Origin of the sequence: Kitasatospora sp. NPDC086801, from assembly GCF_044745805.1 — a bacterium.
Lineage (GTDB): Bacteria > Actinomycetota > Actinomycetes > Streptomycetales > Streptomycetaceae > Kitasatospora.
Genome location: NZ_JBIVAX010000013.1, coordinates 1 through 19,690, shown reverse-complemented (window position 1 = coordinate 19,690; position 19,690 = coordinate 1). Strand labels below are relative to the sequence as shown.

Annotated in this window: 14 protein-coding genes and 3 pseudogenes; 9 read left to right on the top strand and 8 right to left on the bottom strand. The window is 66.0% G+C overall.

Translation table 11 applies throughout. From position 1 onward, the window contains the following. Nucleotides 1-86 precede the first annotated feature (86 nt). Both ACIPLC_RS16855 and ACIPLC_RS16850 read left to right on the top strand, forming a co-directional pair. Complete coding sequence (locus ACIPLC_RS16855) at nucleotides 87-1,457, top strand: carboxylesterase family protein (RefSeq protein WP_400473740.1); 1,371 nt, start codon at nucleotides 87-89, stop codon at nucleotides 1,455-1,457. 25 nt (nucleotides 1,458-1,482) lie between these two features. Beyond that, on the top strand, nucleotides 1,483-3,048 hold the full coding sequence (locus ACIPLC_RS16850) for an MDR family MFS transporter (RefSeq protein WP_400473739.1): 1,566 nt from the start codon (nucleotides 1,483-1,485) through the stop codon (nucleotides 3,046-3,048). A gap of 1,131 nt (nucleotides 3,049-4,179) precedes the next feature. On the opposite strand, the gene ACIPLC_RS16845 is transcribed toward ACIPLC_RS16850, so the two are convergent. From ACIPLC_RS16845 to ACIPLC_RS16835, 3 genes are read right to left on the bottom strand one after another with little or no spacing between them, the layout of a single operon-like run. Beyond that, the gene (locus tag ACIPLC_RS16845; protein ID WP_400473738.1) at nucleotides 4,180-4,596 is read right to left on the bottom strand and encodes an RHS repeat-associated core domain-containing protein; all 417 of its coding nucleotides are present in this window, start codon (nucleotides 4,594-4,596) and stop codon (nucleotides 4,180-4,182) included. Next, nucleotides 4,499-5,188 (bottom strand): DDE-type integrase/transposase/recombinase, encoded by a 690-nt coding sequence (locus ACIPLC_RS16840; protein ID WP_400473737.1) that lies wholly within the window; start codon nucleotides 5,186-5,188, stop codon nucleotides 4,499-4,501. Before ACIPLC_RS16840 ends, ACIPLC_RS16845 begins: the two co-directional genes overlap by 98 nt. After that, complete coding sequence (locus tag ACIPLC_RS16835) at nucleotides 5,188-5,454, bottom strand: transposase (RefSeq protein ID WP_400473736.1); 267 nt, start codon at nucleotides 5,452-5,454, stop codon at nucleotides 5,188-5,190. Before ACIPLC_RS16835 ends, ACIPLC_RS16840 begins: the two co-directional genes overlap by 1 nt. A gap of 773 nt (nucleotides 5,455-6,227) precedes the next feature. Here ACIPLC_RS16835 and ACIPLC_RS16830 point away from each other — a divergent pair. Continuing rightward, the gene (locus ACIPLC_RS16830) at nucleotides 6,228-9,017 is read left to right on the top strand and encodes an AAA family ATPase (protein WP_400473735.1); all 2,790 of its coding nucleotides are present in this window, start codon (nucleotides 6,228-6,230) and stop codon (nucleotides 9,015-9,017) included. Between the two features lie 83 nt (nucleotides 9,018-9,100). Here the strand turns inward: ACIPLC_RS16830 and ACIPLC_RS16825 are convergent. Further along, nucleotides 9,101-9,245: pseudogene (locus ACIPLC_RS16825) on the bottom strand (transposase); the annotation flags it as partial. Between the two features lie 307 nt (nucleotides 9,246-9,552). On the opposite strand from ACIPLC_RS16825, the gene ACIPLC_RS16820 reads away from it, so the two are divergent. After that, nucleotides 9,553-10,806: a cytochrome P450 gene (locus ACIPLC_RS16820; protein ID WP_400473734.1), complete on the top strand. Its 1,254-nt coding sequence runs from the start codon at nucleotides 9,553-9,555 to the stop codon at nucleotides 10,804-10,806. Nucleotides 10,807-10,874: 68 nt separating this feature from the next. Here ACIPLC_RS16820 and ACIPLC_RS16815 read toward each other — a convergent pair whose 3' ends face one another. Both ACIPLC_RS16815 and ACIPLC_RS16810 read right to left on the bottom strand, forming a co-directional pair. Next, nucleotides 10,875-11,486, bottom strand: a complete 612-nt coding sequence (locus ACIPLC_RS16815; protein ID WP_400473733.1) for a TetR/AcrR family transcriptional regulator — start codon at nucleotides 11,484-11,486, stop codon at nucleotides 10,875-10,877. A gap of 39 nt (nucleotides 11,487-11,525) precedes the next feature. Next, a pseudogene (locus tag ACIPLC_RS16810) lies at nucleotides 11,526-11,735 on the bottom strand (IS5/IS1182 family transposase); the annotation flags it as partial. A 147-nt stretch (nucleotides 11,736-11,882) separates the two neighbouring features. Here ACIPLC_RS16810 and ACIPLC_RS16805 point away from each other — a divergent pair. After that, a pseudogene (locus tag ACIPLC_RS16805) lies at nucleotides 11,883-12,050 on the top strand (IS701 family transposase); the annotation flags it as partial. Between the two features lie 146 nt (nucleotides 12,051-12,196). Here the strand turns inward: ACIPLC_RS16805 and ACIPLC_RS16800 are convergent. Then, nucleotides 12,197-13,771 (bottom strand): MFS transporter, encoded by a 1,575-nt coding sequence (locus ACIPLC_RS16800; protein WP_400473732.1) that lies wholly within the window; start codon nucleotides 13,769-13,771, stop codon nucleotides 12,197-12,199. 406 nt (nucleotides 13,772-14,177) lie between these two features. Between ACIPLC_RS16800 and ACIPLC_RS16795 the strand changes: the two genes are divergently transcribed. The 3 genes from ACIPLC_RS16795 to ACIPLC_RS16785 are packed head-to-tail and all read left to right on the top strand — an operon-like array spanning nucleotide 14,178 to nucleotide 17,622. Next, nucleotides 14,178-15,380, top strand: a complete 1,203-nt coding sequence (locus ACIPLC_RS16795) for a cytochrome P450 (protein ID WP_400473731.1) — start codon at nucleotides 14,178-14,180, stop codon at nucleotides 15,378-15,380. Nucleotides 15,381-15,418: 38 nt separating this feature from the next. Next, nucleotides 15,419-16,228: a glucose 1-dehydrogenase gene (locus ACIPLC_RS16790; RefSeq protein WP_400473730.1), complete on the top strand. Its 810-nt coding sequence runs from the start codon at nucleotides 15,419-15,421 to the stop codon at nucleotides 16,226-16,228. After that, nucleotides 16,225-17,622: an NAD(P)/FAD-dependent oxidoreductase gene (locus ACIPLC_RS16785; protein WP_400473729.1), complete on the top strand. Its 1,398-nt coding sequence runs from the start codon at nucleotides 16,225-16,227 to the stop codon at nucleotides 17,620-17,622. Before ACIPLC_RS16790 ends, ACIPLC_RS16785 begins: the two co-directional genes overlap by 4 nt. A 172-nt stretch (nucleotides 17,623-17,794) precedes the next feature. Here the strand turns inward: ACIPLC_RS16785 and ACIPLC_RS16780 are convergent, their stop codons facing one another. Then, on the bottom strand, nucleotides 17,795-18,238 hold the full coding sequence (locus ACIPLC_RS16780) for an SRPBCC family protein (protein WP_400473728.1): 444 nt from the start codon (nucleotides 18,236-18,238) through the stop codon (nucleotides 17,795-17,797). A 232-nt stretch (nucleotides 18,239-18,470) separates the two neighbouring features. Here ACIPLC_RS16780 and ACIPLC_RS16775 point away from each other — a divergent pair. After that, on the top strand, nucleotides 18,471-19,690 hold a 1,220-nt coding region (locus tag ACIPLC_RS16775), incomplete at its 3' end, for a type I polyketide synthase (RefSeq protein WP_400473727.1).

The window sequence follows — 19,690 nt, the reverse complement described above, 5'->3', positions numbered from 1 at the left end:
CGACGCGCAGGGTGGGGAAATCATGGTCATACGCAGCAGTCCCGCCGAGTTACCGGTCTGCCGCACGCCGGAACGGAGCTGAGCCGATGTCCACCGATCTGCGCGTGCCGACCGGGTCCGGCGTCGTCAGGGGCTTCCTCGACGACCGGGGCGTGGCCCACTGGCGAGGTGTCCCGTTCGGCGTCGTGCCGCGGCGCTTCCGTCCCGCCGAACCGGTCACGGCCGCCGGTGATCTGGACGCCACGAGCTGGGGCCCGGTCAGCTGGCAGGCGCCGCCGTACCTGGAGAAGAAGCTCGTCACCCTGCTCCCGGGCGTCGTCGAGTCCGAACAGTGCCTCAACCTCAACGTCTGGTCCCGCCGTTACCGGGACGACCGGCCGCGACCGGTGCTGGTGTGGATACACCCCGGCCGGAACACGTGCGGCGCCGGCGCCCAGCCCAGGATCGACCACTGGACGATCGCGGCCCAGCACGAGGTCGTCGTGGTCAGCGGCAACTACCGGCTCGGGCCGTGGGGTTGGCTGCACCTGGGGCTGCTCGACGACCGGTTCACCGGCGGCACCAACCTTGGCGTGCGCGACCAGGTGCTGCTGCTGCGCTGGGTGCGCGAGAACATCGGCGCGTTCGGCGGCGACCCGGACAACGTCACGCTGTTCGGCAACTCGGCCGGTTCCTCCAACGTCAGCACCCTGTTCGGCGTGCCCGAGGCACGCGGCCTCTTCCACCGGGCGGCCGTCTACAGCGGCAACGCCGAGCAGCCCGCCACCGCCGCCGAGGCCGTCGAGTTCGCCGAGGACTTCCTGCGCACGGCGCCGACCCTGGCCGGCAGCCCGGCCGATCTCGCCGACCTGTCCAACGTGGAGCTCCGGTACATGCACCGCAAGCTGCTGAGGAAGGGCCACGTCCACTACCGGCCGGTGGTCGACGGCGAGTTGATCCCGAAGGCGCCGCTGGATTCCGTCCGGGACGGCCTGATCGCCGACGTGCCGCTGCTGGTGTCCGTGACCTCCAACGAGGCCCGGTGGCACGACCTGGTCTCCGACACCGAGATCGACCGGCTGCACGCGGCGCTGCCCGGTGCGGACCCCTCCTTGACCCACGACGAGAAGGTCGACGTCGTGTCCCGTCACGTGTTCATTGATCCCGCACGGCGACTGCTGGACGCGGCCGCCGGCATCGGTACGTGCTGGGCGCAGGTCTTCGACCACCACGCGAGCACGTCACCGACGGCGGCGGACCCTCGTATCAAGGGGCGCGCGATACACACCTGCGACATCGAGTCGATGTTCTGCGATCTGACCTCGGGCACCGACACCGACCGCGCGGTCGCCGCCGCCGAACAAGGCGCACTGGTGCGCCTCGCCGCCGACGGCAGCCCGGGCTGGGATCCGTACGACAGCGGGAAACCCGTCGCGCACTGGGTCGGACCCGAACCAAGGACCGGGCCGCTCCCGTGACCTTGACCCGAAAGGCCCACCACCGATGGCCGCCACCGTCGTCAACAGCGAGCGCGAACTGAGCCACCGGCAGGTGCTCTACATCCTGTCCGGGTTACTGCTCGGCCTCTTCCTCTCCGTGCTGGACCAGAGCGTGATATCCACCTCGATCCGCACCATCGCCAACGATTTCCACGGCTACACGCTCCAGGCCTGGGTGACCACGGCGTACCTGGCCACCTCCACGATCACCACCCCGCTGTACGGCAAACTGTCGGACCTCTACGGGCGCAAGCCGTTCTTCATGTTCGCCATCGCCGTGTTCGTGCTGGGATCGCTGCTGTGCAGCTTCTCGACGTCGATGTACCAACTCGCCGCGTTCCGCGCGGTGCAGGGAATCGGGGCCGGCGGGTTGGCGTCGCTGACGCTGACCATCCTCGGCGACCTCGTCGCACCCCGGCAACGCGCCCGCTACCAGGGGTACTTCCTGGCCGTGTACACCGGTGCCAGCCTGTTCGGGCCGGTCGTCGGCGGTCTGCTCGCCGGTACCGGCAGCATCGCCGGTGTCACCGGCTGGCGCTGGGTGTTCCTGGTCAACGTGCCGCTCGGGCTGGTGTCGCTGCTGGTGGTGTGGCGGGTGCTCACCCTGCCGTCGGTCCGGCGTGCGGACGTGCGGATCGACTGGCTGGGCGGTTCGCTGCTCACGGTGGGACTGGTGCCGCTGCTCGTCGTCGCCGACCAGGGCCGTACCTGGGGCTGGGGCGCACCGGACTCCGTGCTGTGCTACTGCCTCGGGTTCGGCGGTCTGCTCGTGTTCGTCCTCGTCGAGAAGGCCATGGGGGAGCACGCGTTCATCCCGCTGCGCATCTTCGCCAACGTGCGGTTCAGCCAGGGCCTGGCGCTGGCCGTCGTCCTCGGTGCCACGCAGCTCGGGGTGATCACACTGTTGCCCCAGTACTTCCAGGTCGTGCTCGGCCTGACCCCGACACGGGCCGGACTGATGATCCTGCCGACGGTGCTGGGCACCGTCATCGGAGCCATGGTGTCCGCACAGATCATCTCCCGCACCGGCACGTACCGTACGCACACCATCGTCGGTGCCGTGGTGTTCGTGACCGGCGTCTTCATGCTGCAATTCCTGCCCACCGACTCGGCGTTGCCGAAGGCGTCGGTACTGACGCTGATCGTCGGTCTCGGCCTCGGGGCGTTCAACCAGCCACTGAACCTGGTGATGCAGAACATCCTGCCGGCCGGCGACATGGGTGTGGCTACGGCCGCCGTCACGTTCTTCCGGCAGATCGGCAGCACCATGGGCGTGGCCCTGTTCCTGACGCTGCTCTTCTCGTTCGCCGCACCCGACATCGCCGCCGAACTCCGCGTCGCCGGAGGACAACAGGCGCAGGACGTCGGCACCTTCGTCGAGGACACCTCGGTGCTGGACCGCCTCCCCGCCGCGACCGCCGGGCCGATCCGGCACGGCTTCGCCGACTCGATGGACACCGTGTTCCTGTGCATGTCCGTGCTGGCGCTCGTCGGTCTGGTCCTCCAACTGTGCTGGAAGCCCGTGTCCCTGGGCGCACGCACCGGGCGGCAGGAAAGCTCCACCGGGTAACCGGCCGGAGCGGAACCCCACGCGGCCGCCACGGTCAGCGACGGTGAGCCCGAACCGGCCCACGCCCTGGCCGCAACCCGGGCGCCCGTGCCACGGCACGTCCCGTGGGTCAGTTATCGCCGAAGTCGAAATGCTGGCGCGGGAAGTGGCTCAATGAGAATGGAAAGGCTAGCGAACCCAGCTCTCACAGCCAATAAGGCGGGATTCCCTCCTCATGGCGTCAAGCGCTGACCTCGGCCCGTCTACAGCTGCCTGGAATGCCTGCGTCGTATCCGGCCCTAGTGATGGAATCGGCGTGACATGCACGTCACCATCCGAAAGGCCATCGCCAATCTCTGCGACAAACCGCAGCCATGCGGTCTCATGGAGACCCATGCACCTCTCAAGTTCGGCGGCACAGTCCGACCAAGCCGTCCCTGTCAGATTTCCTTTAGTGCGTTCCAGGAGGTGGCTTACTTCCGCAAAGGCGGCGATCAAATGTCCGGTCAGGGCTCGCCGATGTGCACCCGAATGGCGATGGGATAGCACATTGATAAACAATTGATATGGGTTCACATATGCATCCAAGCTGATTATCCCCCTTTCTTGCCGTGCAACTCTGGCGGGATGTGGCTGCGGAGCAAGGGCGTTCCTGGCTCGCCCGGGAGGAACTCCTCGAGGCCACCCGCCCTAAGAATATCAGTACAGTGCGTAATGCAGCTATTATTCGCTTTGTTCCACTCGCCGAACATGTAACTTTGTTTTTCAAGCAAGCCATCGATGTAATCTAGGGACGCCTTGGAGTTCGGAAGCGTGAAGTCCTGCGCGAATGCTCCTCTCCGGGAGCCCTGACGATACGGGGAAGGTTGAGACTCTCGAATCCACCCCACGGTGGCTCTACGTAATCGGGGAATGCGTCAGTCGTCACTGTCCGATTCGCGGATTTCACGGTAATCGAGGGTCCGCCACCGGGTGCTCGGAGGGCTCAATGGGAGTGATGCCGGGGAACACCGAATAACCACCGGTTTGCTTGGCGACCTCTCCGTTGATCCCGGCCAGGGTGTTGTTTCCCGCCGTGTACGGGCTGTACTGGGCGAGCCAGCCGGCCACGCTGTCGACTGCGCCTGCAACAAACTTTTCCGTGGCCTTGAGTCATCCAGGCCACAGGCCGCTGGGGTCGCTGAGGGTGACCGGATTGTCGTTGGCATAGGTGTATCCGCCCGTCTGGCTGGGGTTGCCAGGCTCCAGGAGCGGGTCCGCCGTGAGGAAACGGCCGAGCGTGGGGTCGTAGTTGCGGGCGCCGAGAAGGTTGAGACCGCTGTTCGTGTCCACGGGCTTGCCGAGGTAGCCGTGGTTGTCCGCCCACGAGGCCGGGACGGTTCCGCAGGGGCTTCCGTAGGGATCGAGCCGGGTGATGGCCTTGCTGGCTGCGTCGATCTGGAGGGTGGAGGTGTTCTGGGGGTTGGTCAGCTCATAGGTGAGGCCTCCGGTGCTGGAGCGGACGATGCTGGTTCCGTCGGGCTGGCGGTAGTAGCGCTTGCCGGTGACCGCGGCGCCGTCGGCTGACACGGTGAGTTGTTCGGCGCCGCCGAACAGGTAGAGGACGGTGCCGTCGGGGCCGCGTTGGATGAGCAGGTTGCCGCCGGCGTCGTACAGGTACCGGGAGATGCTCGGCGGCGGCGTTATCGTAACAGGAGTCGACTCGTCCCATCGACTGCCTCATGTCCAACTTGCCTATCTCACTGCGGAATTCATTCGACGCGTATTCGCTGCCGCGGTCCGAGTGGAAGATGCAGCCGCGTTCCAGACCGCCGCGGCCGGCGGCCATCCGCAGCGCGGCCATCGGCAGCTCGGCGCGGTGGTGGTCGGCCATCGCGTAGCCGACGACTTCGCGGGTGGCCAGGTCGATGCAGGTGGCCAGGTAGAGCCAGCCCTCCTCGGCCGGCAGGAAAGTCATGTCGCCGACCAGCCCCGTCCCGGGGCGGGGTGCGGTGAAGTCGCGCCCGATCAGGTCCGGGACGAACACCGGCTTGCGGGCGCGACGGGCGGCCTCGCCGGCCCGCCAGTCGCAGAACGAGGACCGGGCGATGCCCAGGACACGGCGGATCCGCTTGACGCCCCAGGCGCCGTGGTGATCCTCAACGAAACGGAAGCGGATCATCACCGTGTCGTCTCGGCCGCGAAATAGGCGGCTGCCTTGCGCAGGATCTCGATCGTCTTCTGCTGCTCGACCGTCTGCCGCCGCAGCCGGGTGAGCTCCTCGCGCTCCGCACTGGTCAGCTCGCCCGGCCTGCCCTCGCCACGGTCCGTGCGGTCCTGCTTGACCCAGCCCCGCAGCCCCTCCGGACTGACCCCCAGCTCCCTGGCGATCTCGGTGACGTTCCGGTGCGGCGACGAGCGTCTGCGCAGCGGCCGGCGGGCTCGCACGATGGTTCTTGCTGAAGGGCCGACAGATCTCGGTCGCCGACAGTGGCTACGGCGGAGCGGCCGTCCTGGGGACCGCTTTGGGGTCACGCCCGATGGCCGCCCATGGGCGCCGATGAGTCAAAACGGACGCTTGTGTGCGAAGTGAACACTGGTGGACCGTCAGCAAATCGCCGCGTCGTTCCCGGCGAGAAGTGCCAACTCATGTGCGTCGCAGTGTAGCTGTCGGCCGGGCGCGTGGAGGTGAGCAGGGCGCGGAGTTCGCATGCCGAACTCCTGCCTGGTCGCGCGACCGCCTTGCGTGGGCAAGCCGCGTAACGATGATCCGAACCCGGAACGGGCTCTGACGCGGGAGCAGCGTCGGATGGCTGGCCGAGGGGCAGGGGTGAACCCTGGGGAACGTAGGGGGTAGCCCCTACGTCGGGCAAGGGGTGTCCCCTAGATCAAACGTTCTGATATACAGGAGCCAGCGCAGATGTTCGTGGGGGGACGGGGCCGACCCAGGGCGCGAAACCTCAATGGTGACTGTGAGGTCGGTCATTTCTTCCTGGCTGGTCATCAGCCGCAGATTGCAGGGATCCTGTCCGATGCCCTGCGGTCGGGGCTTCGAGTCTGACGGCGTAGTCGTGTGCCTGCTACTTCCGGATGAGATCAGGTCTTCACGGCCTGATTTGAGAAGCTCTGCTGACAGGCACTCACTCGGTTGTGATTCATGCGAACTGTCATGGCGCCTTGCTCTGAAGGGTGGGCGCCCATTGGTTCGGGGGAACCTAAAGATGACTTTGTACTCGAAGTTAGTTGAGCGTGATGTCCATCTGGCCGCGTTGGGCGAGATGCTGCACTGTGTAAAGAATGGCCGGGGGCGTGTCGGTCTGGTCAGCGGTGCGGTGGCCAGTGGGAAAACCCAACTTCTTGAGGTCTTTACCGAGCAAGCGATTGGTGAAGGTGTCATACTGCTCGACGCCACCGCTTCGCGCGTCGAGCGTTCATTGCCCTTCGGTATCCTCAAGAAGCTGCTCGATCATACGTCGATCGCGCCCGACGTCCACTCCGAGGCGTTGCGGCTGATGGACGAGGTGGCCGCAGAGTCGAGCTTGCAGGCCTGCATGCGGCCCATGCCTTATGTCGCCACGGCGCTGCTGCAGCTTGCCCAGGAGCGCCCGGTCTTCGTCGCTGTCGATGACGTTCACTGCAGTGACGAGCATTCTTTGCAGTTCCTTCTGTATCTGGTCCGACGGGTACGACAGGCACGCATCCTGATCGTCATGACCGAGTCCGCACGGTTGCACCAGGAGCAGTTGGCGTTCCACGCAGAGCTGTTGCGCCAGCCGCACTGCAGCCGCATCCACGTCGACATGCTCTCGGCCCAGGGCGCTGCGATGGTGCTCGCTGACCACTTCACATCCTCGCTAGCTGTACGGCTGGCCTCCGAATCCCACCAGATCACCGGCGGCAACCCGCTGTTGCTCCAGGCACTGCTCGAGGATTGCCAAGCCAGTGTTGACCGTGGCGAGCCCTTCCAGCACGTCGCCCCCGCTGAAAGATTCTCCCAGGCCATACGGGACTGCCTGCACCGAGGCGAGCCCGACATGCTGACTGTTGCCAGGGGGATTGCCGTGCTCGGCGACGCTAGCTCGACTGCCCTGCTCGGTCGGGTGCTGGATGTCCGGACCGAGGCAGTGGAGCAAGGCATTCAGGATCTTGTGGGGTGTGCCGTGCTGGACAACGGCACGTTCCGTGCCCGCTCGGCACGGGCTGCTGTGCTGGAGGCCACACCGCCAGCTACCCTGTCGGAGCTGCACCGGCGGGCTGCCCAGTTGCTGCACCAGTACGGCGCCCCGGCGCTCGACGTGACACGGCACCTGCTCTCCGGCCACCAGGACGTCGGGCCCGCCATGGCGCCCGTCCTCCAGGAGGCGGCGGAGCACGCGCTTGTCGACGACGACACCGATCTTGCGCTGCGTTGCCTCGAACTTGCCCACCGTGCCTCGGAAGACAGCACGGACCGTGCCGCGATCAAGGCGCGGCTGGTCAGCCTCGTCTGGCGGTTGAATCCCGCTGCTGCCGAAGCCCACCTGCCACGGTTGACGGCCGAGCTGGAGCTCGGTGGGCTGTCCTGTCGTGACCTGGCGATGTTCGTGTCGTATTTGGCCTGGTCGGGGCGGCTGGAGCAGGCGAGCAAAATAGTGAGTACCCTCGCCTTGACCATCGAAGGGTTGCCGGGGTACGAGAAAGCCGCACTGGAAGCGGGCCGTCGCTGGCTCGTGATGGTCAGCCCGTCACTCGAGAGTGCCTTCCCATCGTCCGGGATCAGCCGTACCACGGCATCGAATGATGCGTGCGGCACCGTTGGCGATGCCCATACCCAGGCCGCGTCGGCCATTTTCGCGGCCCTGACCAATGGCCTTGGCGATACCGCGGTTGTCGAGGCCCAACGGATACTGCAGGGCTACCGCCTCAGCGACAGCACCCTGCAGCCTTTGATCTTCGCCCTTCTGGCCTTGGTCTATGTGGATCGAGTCGACCTTGCCCTGGTCTGGTGTGAGCGGTTGCTGGGTGAATGCTCGACCCGGCGCGTGCCCGGGTGGCGTGCGCTGCTGGCCGGCGTACGGGCCGACATCGCGCTACGCCAGGGGGACCTGCCCGGTGCAGCGCACCACGTCCGCTCCGCCATGTCGCTCATCTCGCCGAAGAGCTGGGGGGTGGGCATTGCCCTCCCGCTCAGCGTGTTGATCCAGGCCGAGATTGGCATGGGCAGGTATAGCGAGGCGACAGCTCTTCTGGAACAGCGTGTTCCTGACGCCCTGTTCGACACGCTGCTCGGTCTGCACTACGTACGGGCCAGGGGGCGCTGCCATCTGGCGACCGGCCGCTATCACGCCGCCCTGGAGGACTTCCTGGCCTGCGGGAAACTCATGGAAGAGTGGGGCGTGGATGCCCCCGGGCTGGTGCCGTGGCGTATCGACGCCGCCGAGGCATGGCTGGCCCTCGGCGAACCGGAGCGGGCTAGGCGCCTTGCCGAGCGGCAGCCGTGGAGTGGGGACTCGACCCCCGGCCGCACCCGCGGCGCCCAGCTACTCACGCTCGCCCGGACGGTCAAGGTCGAGCGCGGGTTGGAGCTGCTCAAGGAGTCCGTGGAGATTTTGGAGAACAGCGACGACCGGCTGCAGCTGGCTGCGGCTCTGGGCGAACTGGGCAATGGCTACCGCTCACTGGGAGAGCTCAACCAGGCCCGGCTGCTGGTACGTAAGGCGTGGTATGTCGCAAAGGCGTGCGGCGCGGGGCCGCTGTGCCAGCAGCTGATGCCGGGCGATGCAGACGTCAAAGTGGACAACGGGCATGATGTGGACCTGGCTCAGGAGGATGAGGCCCTCACTGAGGCCGAGTTGCGGGTGGCCGGCCTCGCCGCGAACGGGCACACCAACCGGGAGATCGCCACCGAACTCTATATCACGGTAAGTACGGTGGAACAGCATCTGACCCGCATCTACCGGAAGCTGAACGTCAAGCGGCGTCGTGACCTGCCGTCGAAGCTCAGTGACAGCAGCCTCGTCGACATCACCTGAGCCTTTGGTTTGTTGTTCAATGTCAGGTGATCATTCCCGTTGTTTGAACTGGTCGCCGGACGAGGATCTCCCGGACATGCTTTCCTTGCCAGAGGGTTCGTGGACTGGATCTTCTTCCCATGTCGCTCCGGGAAAGCCGCGAAGGCGGTCAGGTCGTTCCGTGGCCTCCAGCAGCATCTGCCTGACCTTGGGGAACTGCTTGCCGAGCATCTCGGCGACGGAGTCGAGCCCCGTCACCGCGACCGACTTCGGAGGCCGCGGACAAGTGCGAGAAGGCACACTGAGTGCGACAGGAGAGCAGACTCACGGACTGTTTGATCAGACGCTTGCGGACTTCGTGGAGCCGTGGGCAGCTCACGGTTGACAATCGGAGCAGGGGTTTCCCTGCGCTCGCGGCCCAGATGTGGGGGACTTAGGGGCTAGGGACTGCGAATCGGCAGAGGTAGCCTGCGCCTGCACTCCGTTATTCTGTCGCCGCGACTGGTACGTGCCGTCGGCGCAGAATTCCTCTGGCTATCTGAGAGGGCGTAAGCCGATGAACGAATTCGCCGGCGCGGAAGCCGCGACCGCAGACACCCCCGTTGGCATCGAGCCGCCGCTGTTCCCGATGGCGCGGCGATGTCCGCTCGACCCACCGCTCGACTACGCGCGACTGCGGGCCGAAGAGCCCGTGTCGAAGGTCAAGCTGCGCGCGACCGGTCGCGAGGCGTGGTTGCTCACCCGTTACGAGGACGTACGCGCTCTGCTCAGCCACCCGGCGGTCAGCTCCAACATCAAGCACCCTGCGTATCCGTTGCAGATGCCGATCCCGGAAGAGATCCTGGCGCAGATGGAACTGCCGATGGTCTCGATGGACCCGCCGGACCTCACCGTGCGGCGCAAGCTGCTGCTGCCGGAGTTCACCTTCAAGCAGATGCAGGCGCTGCGGCCGCTGATCCAGAAGCTCGCCGACGAACACGTCGACGCGATGCTCGAGGAGGGAAAGAACGGCCAGGTAGACCTCGTACAGCTGCTCGCGCTACCGGTGCCCTCCAAGGTGTTCTGCGAACTGCTCGGCGTGCCCTCGGAGGACGCACAGCTGTTCCAGGACTACGCCGTGATGACGCTGAACCGGGACGCGACTCCCGAGGAACGCGGAGCCAACGAGTACCGCATGCAGGCGTACCTGCACCAGCTCGTTGCTGCCAAGGAGGCGGCGCCTGGCGCCGACTTGATCAGCAGGCTCATTGCGCGTAACCAGGAGGGGCCGATGCTGCCGCAGAAGGACCTGATCAGCATGATCAGCGTCCTGCTCGTGGGCGGTTTCGACACCACGGCCAACATGATCTCCCTGGGCATCGCGACGCTGCTGCGGCACCCCGAACAGCTGGAGCAGATCAGGCGCGACCCTACGCTGGTGCCCAATGCGGTGGAGGAACTGCTGCGCTACCTCAGCATCTCCGACTCCGCCACAGTGCGGGTGGCGATGGAGGACATCCAGATCGGTGACGTGCTCGTTCGGGCGGGCGAGGGTGTCATCGCGGCCAACGGCGCGGCGAATCGGGATGATTCGGTGTTCGCCGAGCCCGACCAGTTCGACGTCCAACGGGACACGAGTGAGCACATCGCGTTCGGACACAGCGTGCACCAATGCCTCGGTCAGACACTTGCGCGCATCGAACTCGAGATCGTGTTCACGACGCTGCTGCAGCGGATTCCGGGAATCCGATTGGCCGTTCCCCTCGAGGAGCTGCCGTTCAAGAACGACGTGATTATCTACGGGCTTTATTCGCTGCCCGTTACCTGGTGAACTAAAACGATGGCCGGTGATCCGCGGTTCGGAGGATCACCGGCCATCGTGTGCGAACGGGACGGGACTCATTCGGGCGCCGGGGTGGCTTCCGGCTTTGCCGACAGCATGGGCGCTGTCAGGGCGCGCATGGCCGCAGTGAGATCGGTGGCTTCCGGCGCGTTCTGCGGGTCGGTCAGCCACTGGAGCATCAACCCGGAGACCATGGTGAGGTAGAGCGAGCCAACCGTACGAACGCGCTCATCATCGATCAGGTTCTCGCTCAGCTCGTAGATCAGCGCGACAGCACCGCGCCGGGCTGCCGTATGCGCAGTAGCCAACTGTCTACGCAGCTCTGGCGAGCGCTCCGCCTCCGGGAACGAGTCGACGCTTGCCGCCCACATGGCCCGGTTGGACTTCACTGACTCGATCACCTCGGCCACCATCGACTCGAAACGCTCGAACGGAGTCTCACCGTGGTGGATACTGGCGCTGAGTGCGCGTTCCAATTCGTTGGCCCAGTCCTCGAACGTCGACATCATTGCGGCGTTGAGGAGCGCCTCCTTCGACCCGAAGTGATAGCCGATGGAAGCCAGGTTTGTTCCAGATACGGCCACGATATCGCGAGCCGTGGTGTGTGCATAGCCTCGCTCCTGAAGACAGCGCTTTGCCCCAATTAGCAGATCTTCCCGATGCCCCATAAAGCAATCCTACTACTCTGCTAGGCACTGTCCTGGCGATCACGAGCTGAGCCAGATCACGAGGGATGCTGCGGTGACGGTGCCGAGGAAGACGTAGGCGCGCTTGTCGTATCTGGTCGCGACCGCACGGAAGTTCTTCAGGTGGTTGATCACCCGCTCGACGGTGTTGCGCTTCTTGTGCCGTTCAGTGTCAAAGTGGGGTGGCCGACCGCCGGCGCTGCCGCGCTTGCGACGGCTGGCCGCCTGGTCGACCTTCTTCAGGAGGGCCTGAGCTACCTTCGTGGCCTGTTACTGGACGGGCGGCGAAGTCGATGCGGTGGCTGAGCACGTGTGGGCCGCCGGGTACCCGGCGGCCCACACGGTGACCTGGCGGGGCGGCTCGCGCGACCGTCTGGCCGGCGAGCCCTGGGCCTGGACCACTTCGAGGGCCACTCCTGGACCGGCTGGCACCGCCACGTCTCCCTCGTCACCGCCGCTCACCTCTTCGTGACCCTCACCCGGAGCCGCCCAAAAGTGCCTGCTCGGGCATGTTCCTCCACCAGACCGTCAGAGCCCTCCAGCACCTCCTGGCCACCTGGAGCGGGACATGCCCCGACCTGCCACCGAGCGATCACCAGGCCAAGACCAGCCCCGACCTGACAAAGCACTACGTGGGAAACACCTTCCTTGGGACGGCGGCGAATTGACCGTTCGGAGCGGGCCCGTACACCTCACACGGCCGCGTTGCTCACCGCCGCGGCGGTGGCCTCCCCCTCGTCACTCTCGTTCGGCGGAGTCGGGCCGATCCGCCTGAGCAGCACAGCGAAGACTACGGCGGCCAGCAAGGCGATACCGCCAGCGGCGTAGGCCGCCGTATGAAGGCCATCGACGAACGACTCGCTTGCCTTGGCGGTCAGTGACGACCCAGCTGACGCCGGCAGCCTTGAGGCCACACTGAATGCGCCACCAATGCTCTGGTGCGCGGCATCGGCGCTGTCGACGGGGAGTCCGGGCACGGTCATACCGGCCATCTTCTGGTGGTAGACCGAAGCACCGATGCTGCCCAGCAGGGCGATGCCGATCGCGCCGCCGAACTCCTGGCCGGTCTCGACCAGGCCGGCGGCTGCGCCAGCCTTCTCTGCTGGGACCGCGCCAATCGCCATGTCGGTGATGAGGGTCAGTACAGCGCTCAGCCCGACGGTCATGATGACCCCGGCCGTGACGTAGATCAGCATGTCGCGCTCCGTCGACAGCCGGCCGAGCAGGACGAAGCCGACGACCGAGACGAGGAAGCCGGCGCTGATTACGTATCCGCGGCGAACCGAGCGGGCCAGGGCGATCGCGATAGGAGATCCGATGCTGGCGGCGAGCGCGCCGGGCAGTGTCCACAGGGCCGAGCGCAGCGGGCTCATGCCCAGCACCAACTGGAGGTACTGGGTGCCGAACAGGGAGAATCCGATCAACACCAGGTAGGCCACGAGGTTGGATCCGACGGACCCAGTGAACGCGGCGTTGCGGAACAGCTTGATATCGATCAGCCGCACCTGCAGTCTGGCCTGCCTGATCAGGAACAACACCCCAAGCGCCAGGCCGATCGCCATGACGACCAGGTGAGTGACGCTGAACCCCTCCACCGCGATGCGCTTGAGCCCGTAGATCACCGGGAACACGGCGGCTAGTGAGAGCGCGACGCTGAACAGGTCGAGCCGTCCCCCGTTCGGGTCGCGGAACTCGGGCAGCAGCAGGGGACCGATGACCAGCAGTAGCAGCATGAACGGCACGTTGATCAGGAACACCGAGCCCCACCAGAAACTGCTCAGCAGCAATCCGCCCAGCAACGGGCCGATCGCCACACCGGTGGTGAGGGCGATGCTCCACACCACGATGGCTGTGCCGCGCTGCTTTTCGTTCTGGAACAGGTTGCGGATCAGGGCGAGGCTGGAAGGCATCACGGTCGCGCCGCCGATGCCCTGCAGCGCGCGGGCGGCGATGAGCATATGGATGTCATGCGAATAGGCGGCGAGGACCGAGGCGAGGCTGAACAGCAGCACGCCAGTCAGCAGCAGCCGTCGGCGGCCGATCCGGTCACCCAGCGCCCCCATCGTCACGAGCAGCCCAGACAGCGCGAATCCGTAGATGTCGATCATCCACAGCTGCGTGGTGGCCGTGGGGTGTAGATCCTCGGCAATGGAAGGCAGAGCAAAGTTCAGGACAGTCAGGTCCGTCGAGATCAGCAGAGCAGGGAGCACTAGGACGGCGAGACCGATCCAGGGCTTGGCGCTCGCCGACGAGGTCGGTTGGCTCATAGCGCCGAACTATACGCTGGTCTTAGACCTTAGATCTAGACGGTTGTTTGGAAGTTGTGTGCTGACGGTGCCGCCGTGGGGCTGCCGGTGGGCAGGGAGGGGCTTGGAGGGGTCGCCGCGCCCCCTACGGGGCGGGCGGCACCTCCTGATGGAGCGTCAGCCTCCATCCTCGGGCTGGGGAGAGTGGTGCTCCCGCCGCCTCAGCCGCCTCCGGCCACTGTGGGCGGGGCGCGCCTTTTAGGGGCTGCTAGGAGGTGCTCCGGTCTATCCGCTGTCGGTAGCATCCGCTGCAAACCTCTTGCTTTGCAGGGCATTTGGCCAAGTTCTGCTGAGTGCGGACGCGGCTCCGGTGCTTCAGGTTCGGATCCTCGGATCATTCAGCCCATCAAGTTCTTGAGGAGTGACATTGACCAGCCAGGATCAGGCACGGCAGTTTCCCTTCGATCTGCCCATGGCCCTGGACGAGGAACCGCGCTATGCGGCGCTGCGCCGAGACGAACCCGTGGTCCGGATTGCTCTGCCGTTCGGTGGCGAAGGCTGGCTGGTAACCCGCCACGAGGACGTCAAGGCGGTTCTTTCCGACCCGAGGTTCTGCCGTGCCAAGGCGTTCGGACGTGAGGACATGCCCCGCGTGACGCCGGAACCGATGCCCAGCGGCAACATCCTCGCGATGGATGCGCCGGAGCATACCCGCCTGCGCCGCCTGACCACCAAGGCCTTCGCAGCACGCAGCGTCGAAAAGATGCGTTCGGACATTCAGGGCACCATCGACGCCCTGCTCGATCAGATGGAGAAGGATGGCCGGCCCGGCGACATCGTCACTCACCTCGCCCAGCCGCTGCCGCTGTCGGTGATCTGTCGACTGCTCGGCGTGCCGGTCGAGGCGGAGCCGAGGTTTCGCCGGTTCACCGACACCGCGCTGTCCACTGGCGCCCACAGTCGCGAGCAGATCGTCGAAGCCCGCAACATCGCCCTCGGCTACCTCGTCGAGCTCATCGGCCGGCGCCGCGCCGAGCCGTCCGACGATCTGCTGGGCGCGCTGATCGAGGCCAGGGATGAGGGCGACCGGCTCAGCGAGGAAGAGCTGATCAACTTTGCGGCGACGTTGCTGTTCGCCGGTTACGAGTCGACGTCAAATCAGATCGCGAATTTCATTTACGTGCTGATGACTCAGCGGGAGCACTGGGAGCGGCTGTTGGCCGATCCGGAACTGGTGCCGAGCGCCGTGGAAGAGCTGCTGCGCTACATCCCGCTGGCTTCCGAGGGGACGTTCTCCGCTGTAGCCAACGAGGACCTCGAACTGAGTGGGGTGCGGATCAAGGCTGGTGACGCGGTATTCGCCAGCCACAGTTCGGCCAACCGTGACGAGGACGTTTTTCCGAATGCCGACAAGGTCGATCTAGCCCGTGAGCAGAACCCGCACCTCGCGTTCGGCCACGGAGCGCACTTCTGTCTTGGAGCTCAACTGGGCAGGCTGGAACTGCAGCTGGCGCTGAGTTCGCTGCTGAAGCGCTACCCAGGGCTCTCGCTGGCGGTTCCCGCCGACGAGGTGGTCTGGAAGATCGGCCTCTTCCAGCGCGGTCCGGTCGGCCTGCCGGTGCGCTGGTAACCCCGTTCCTCTTCCCGCACCAACGAAGGACTCCGAATATGACTGGGTTGAAGAACAAGGTTGTCGTTGTCACCGGTGGGGCCCGGGGTATCGGGGCGGCGACCGCCGCCCGGATCGCCAAGGCCGGCGCGAAGGTGATCGTCACCGACCTGCTCGAAGAGGACGGCGAGAAGACGGCCGCGGACATCGGTGGCATCTTCCTACGGCATGACGTCTCCGACGAGGCGTCGTGGAGCGAGGTGTTGGCTCGAGTGGTCGCCGACTACGGCCGGATCGACGGGCTTGTGAACAACGCCGGAATCAACACCAACTCGTTCATCGAGCAGGAGAGTTACGAAACCTTCATGAAGGTTGTCGAGGTTAACCTCGGCAGTGTCTTCCTCGGCATGAAGTCCGTGATCCGGGCGATGCGCGCCTCCGGTGGCGGATCAATCGTCAACCTGTCCTCGGCCACCGCGCTTACCGGTGTCCCGGCGACCGCGTCCTACAGCGCGGCCAAGTGGGGCGTGCGGGGCATCACCAAGATCGCCGCGGTGGAGCTGGCGCACGACAAGATCCGAGTCAACTCGGTGCACCCAGGCTGGATCTACACGAACATGACCGCCCCGCTTGGTGCGCAGCTGGGCGAGGGTACCTTCCCGTCCTCCGCACTGGGCCGTGTCGGCACAACCGACGAGGTCGCCGAGGCGGTCGCATTCCTGATCTCCGATGCCTCCTACTACATCACTGGTGCGGAACTCGCCGTTGACGGTGGCTGGACCGCGGGTGAGATCGGGCTGATGCCGCCTGGCGGCAGTGGCATTGCCAACCCGCCCGAGGACGTCATCGAGGAAGCGGGGACCCGGTGAGCCGCGTCGTCGTGCTCGGTGGCGGGCTTTCCGGGCTTCTTGCTGCTACCGCGCTGTCCCGGTACGCCGCCGAGGTGACGGTGGTCGAGAGCGACACACTGCCCGACTCGCCGCAGCCGCGCAAGGGACTGCCGCAGAGTCGGCACAGCCACATGCTGATGGCGGGTGGGGCGCGCGCCATGGACGCGCTGCTGCCTGGTACCACCGATGCGTTGTACGCTGCCGGTGCGCACCGCCGGGGCATGCCTTGGGGCATCGTCACCTACTCGGCCGAGGGCTGGTACCGACGGCATCGGGACTCCGATGCCCATCTGATCTCCTGCAGCCGGGACCTGCTCGACCACGTCGTGCGGCAGCAGGTGTTCGCCGCCGCCGCCGGAATCAAGGTGCTGCAGAAGACCCAGGTGGTCGGCCTGGCCGGCACCTCGGCGCGGATCTCCGGGGTGCGGGTCGAACAGGACGGTGAAGAGCGGACCCTGCCCGCGAACCTCGTTATAGACGCGACGGGGCGCCTGTCGAAGGCGCCGCAGTGGCTGGCCTCCCTGGGCCTGCCCACGGTGCGCGAGGAGATCGTCGATCCGGGGCTGGCCTATGCGACGCGGCTCTACCAGGCCCCCGGCGGCGTGCACGAGCAGTTCCCGGCCGTGATGGTGCAGCCGAAGGCGGGCACCGGCGAGCCGGGTCATGGCGCGTCGGTGTTCCCGATCGAGGACGGGCGCTGGATCGTGGCGCTGTACGGTACGCGTGGCGCTCAGCCGCCTACCAGCGACGAGGATTTCCTTGCGTTCGCCAGAACCACCCGGAACCCGATCGTCGCCGAGATCATCGCCTCGGCCGAGCCCATCGGCGAGATCCGGGGCTACCGGGCCACGGCCAATCGCCGGCGGCGCTATGACAAGCTGCCGGTGCCGGAGGGCTTCCTCGCGGTCGGCGACGCAGTCACAGCGCTGAACCCGATTTACGGGCACGGCATGTCCGTGGCCGCCCATTGCGCGTTCCACCTGGACAGGCGGTTGCGCAAGAGGGGGCTGGCTGCGGCGTCGACCCGGAGACTGCAAGCCGGGATCGTTCGGGTGGGCACGCCCGCGTGGACGATGGCGACCACCACTGATCGGTGGTTCCCGGATGTGAAGGCGAACCACGGACGCGCCGGCGGCCCGATGGCTCAGCGGTTCAGCGCTCGGATCGCGCGGACCGCGACCTGTGATGCGGCTCTTTCGCGGACCCTGTTCGACGTGACCACGCTGAGCGCGTCACCGGCCCAGCTGTCCAAGCCGTCGGTGTTGCTCAGCGCGTTGCGCGGCTCGAAGCTGCCCCCGCTGACCACCGAGCAGGCGTTGGCGCAGTACCCGGAACTGGGGGACGTGCGCAAGCCGATCTCGACCGTGTCCTGACGTTACTGACAAGCGGGGCCCCGGAGCCACCCCAGACGCTCCGGGGCCCCGCTGTCAACCTGTCCACCTGCTCGAACGCGTTAATGTCCCGGAGTGGAGTCAGGAAAACGAAAATGCGAAGAGCCAGCTCCCACCAGTGGTGGATGAAGCTGGCTCTTCGCATTCGGCAACGTCAGGAGGAGCGAGTCTCGACGGCCTTCTTGAACGCCTCAAGGCCGGTAATGAGATTCTGCTTGAGCAGCTCGCCGAGGTCGGCGCCCATCGCCTCGCTGCCCTCGCCGATGAACACCATCTTCTGCTGGATTTCGCTACCACCGTCGGACAACGGGGTGATTTTCGAAGTCGAATGCATCTTGACCTGGGCCGTAATTTCGGTCTCCTGGGTGAAACCCTCGTTCTCGGCCACCTCGAGCAGCTTGAACGGGGCGGGGTCGGCAGAGTGGCCGCCCATCTCCTTAGCCAGGATGACCCCAGTGGTTCCCGCCTTGAAGGCGCCGTCGAGCTGCATTTTCTCCATGGTGACGTTCCACTCGGGCCATGCATTGGTGTCCAGGTAGTAGGCCCAGACCTGCGCCGGAGACGCGGTCGTGGTGATGATGTGCTCGTACTCCCACATAATGAACTCCCAGGAATTGTTGGAAGGGTTGATGCCGCGCCTGTACCGTACCGAGGCCGCCAAAGACACGCAAGCAGGATAGGCTCCTGAAGTCGTGATGGAAAATCAGGCTTCGCAAATGTTCGACCTAGGGGCTGATAGGGGTGTTTAGGACGCGCACCGACCCGTAGCGTACGCGTGTTGAGCCCTGTTGTGGGGCGGGCGTGGAACACTACTCTTTGGGGTGGCCTGGGTGGGAAACGAGGAAAAGCTGGTCGACTATCTCAGGCGAGCGACCACTGATCTGCGCGAAGCCCGGAAGCGTGTGGCCGAATACCAACGGCGTGAGCACGAGCCGATCGCGATCGTCGGTATGGCCTGCCGGTACCCCGGCGAGGTCCGCTCGCCGGAGGACCTCTGGGATCTCGTGGCCGAGGGGCGGGACGGCATCTCCAGCTTCCCGGAAAACCGGGGCTGGGACACCGATGGCGTCTTCGCCCCGGAGCCGGCCGCCCCGGGCAAGACGTACTCGCGCGAGGGCGGCTTCCTGCACGACGCCGGTGAGTTCGACCCCGGTTTCTTCGGCATCAGCCCACGAGAAGCCCTCACCATGGACCCGCAGCAACGGTTGTTGCTGGAGACGGCGTGGGAGGCCCTCGAACGCGCGGCTATCGACCCGGGTTCGTTGCGAGGCAGTCAGACCGGCGTGTTCGCCGGGGTGGTCTACCACGACTACGCGATGAACAACGGTGCCGGTGGCATGGCTAGCGTCGCCTCCGGCCGTGTCGCGTACACGCTGGGTCTGGAGGGGCCTGCTGTCACCGTGGACACGGCGTGCTCGTCGTCACTGGTGGCGTTGCACCTGGCTGCTCAGTCCCTGCGTTTGGGCGAGTGTTCGCTGGCGCTGGCCGGTGGGGTTACCGTGATGGGCACCACCGAGACGTTCGTCGACTTCAGCCAGCAGCGAGGGCTGGCACCGGATGGCCGATGCAAGTCGTTCGCGGAGGCCGCCGACGGCACCGGCTGGGGTGAGGGTGCCGGCCTGCTGCTGCTCGAACGCCTCTCCGACGCCAGGCGCGCGGGACACCCGGTACTTGCGCTGGTTCGAGGGTCCGCCATCAACCAAGACGGCGCGAGTAGTGGCCTGACTGCGCCGAATGGTCCGTCGCAGCAGCGGGTGATCCGGCAGGCTCTGGCCAATGCGCAGGTGACGGCTGCCCAGGTGGACGTTGTGGAGGCCCATGGGACGGGCACGACGTTGGGTGATCCGATCGAGGCGCAGGCGTTGCTGGCGACTTATGGTCAGGAGCGGCTCGACGGGCGCCCGTTGTGGTTGGGGTCGTTGAAGTCGAACATCGGCCACACGCAGGCGGCGGCGGGTGTCGGTGGGATCATCAAGATGGTCATGGCGATGCGGCACGGGGTGCTGCCCATGACGCTGCACGTGGATGAGCCGAGTCCTAACGTCGACTG

Excerpts from the sequence above, each read along its gene's own strand:
- ACIPLC_RS16840 (WP_400473737.1), bottom strand. The coding sequence starts at position 5,188 with ATGATCCGCTTCCGTTTCGTTGAGGATCACCACGGCGCCTGGGGCGTC.
- ACIPLC_RS16830 (WP_400473735.1), top strand. The coding sequence starts at position 6,228 with ATGACTTTGTACTCGAAGTTAGTTGAGCGTGATGTCCATCTGGCCGCG.
- ACIPLC_RS16855 (WP_400473740.1), top strand. The coding sequence starts at position 87 with ATGTCCACCGATCTGCGCGTGCCGACCGGGTCCGGCGTCGTCAGGGGC.
- ACIPLC_RS16815 (WP_400473733.1), bottom strand. The coding sequence starts at position 11,486 with ATGGGGCATCGGGAAGATCTGCTAATTGGGGCAAAGCGCTGTCTTCAG.
- ACIPLC_RS16800 (WP_400473732.1), bottom strand. The coding sequence starts at position 13,771 with ATGAGCCAACCGACCTCGTCGGCGAGCGCCAAGCCCTGGATCGGTCTC.
- ACIPLC_RS16850 (WP_400473739.1), top strand. The coding sequence starts at position 1,483 with ATGGCCGCCACCGTCGTCAACAGCGAGCGCGAACTGAGCCACCGGCAG.
- ACIPLC_RS16790 (WP_400473730.1), top strand. The coding sequence starts at position 15,419 with ATGACTGGGTTGAAGAACAAGGTTGTCGTTGTCACCGGTGGGGCCCGG.
- ACIPLC_RS16820 (WP_400473734.1), top strand. The coding sequence starts at position 9,553 with ATGAACGAATTCGCCGGCGCGGAAGCCGCGACCGCAGACACCCCCGTT.
- ACIPLC_RS16780 (WP_400473728.1), bottom strand. The coding sequence starts at position 18,238 with ATGTGGGAGTACGAGCACATCATCACCACGACCGCGTCTCCGGCGCAG.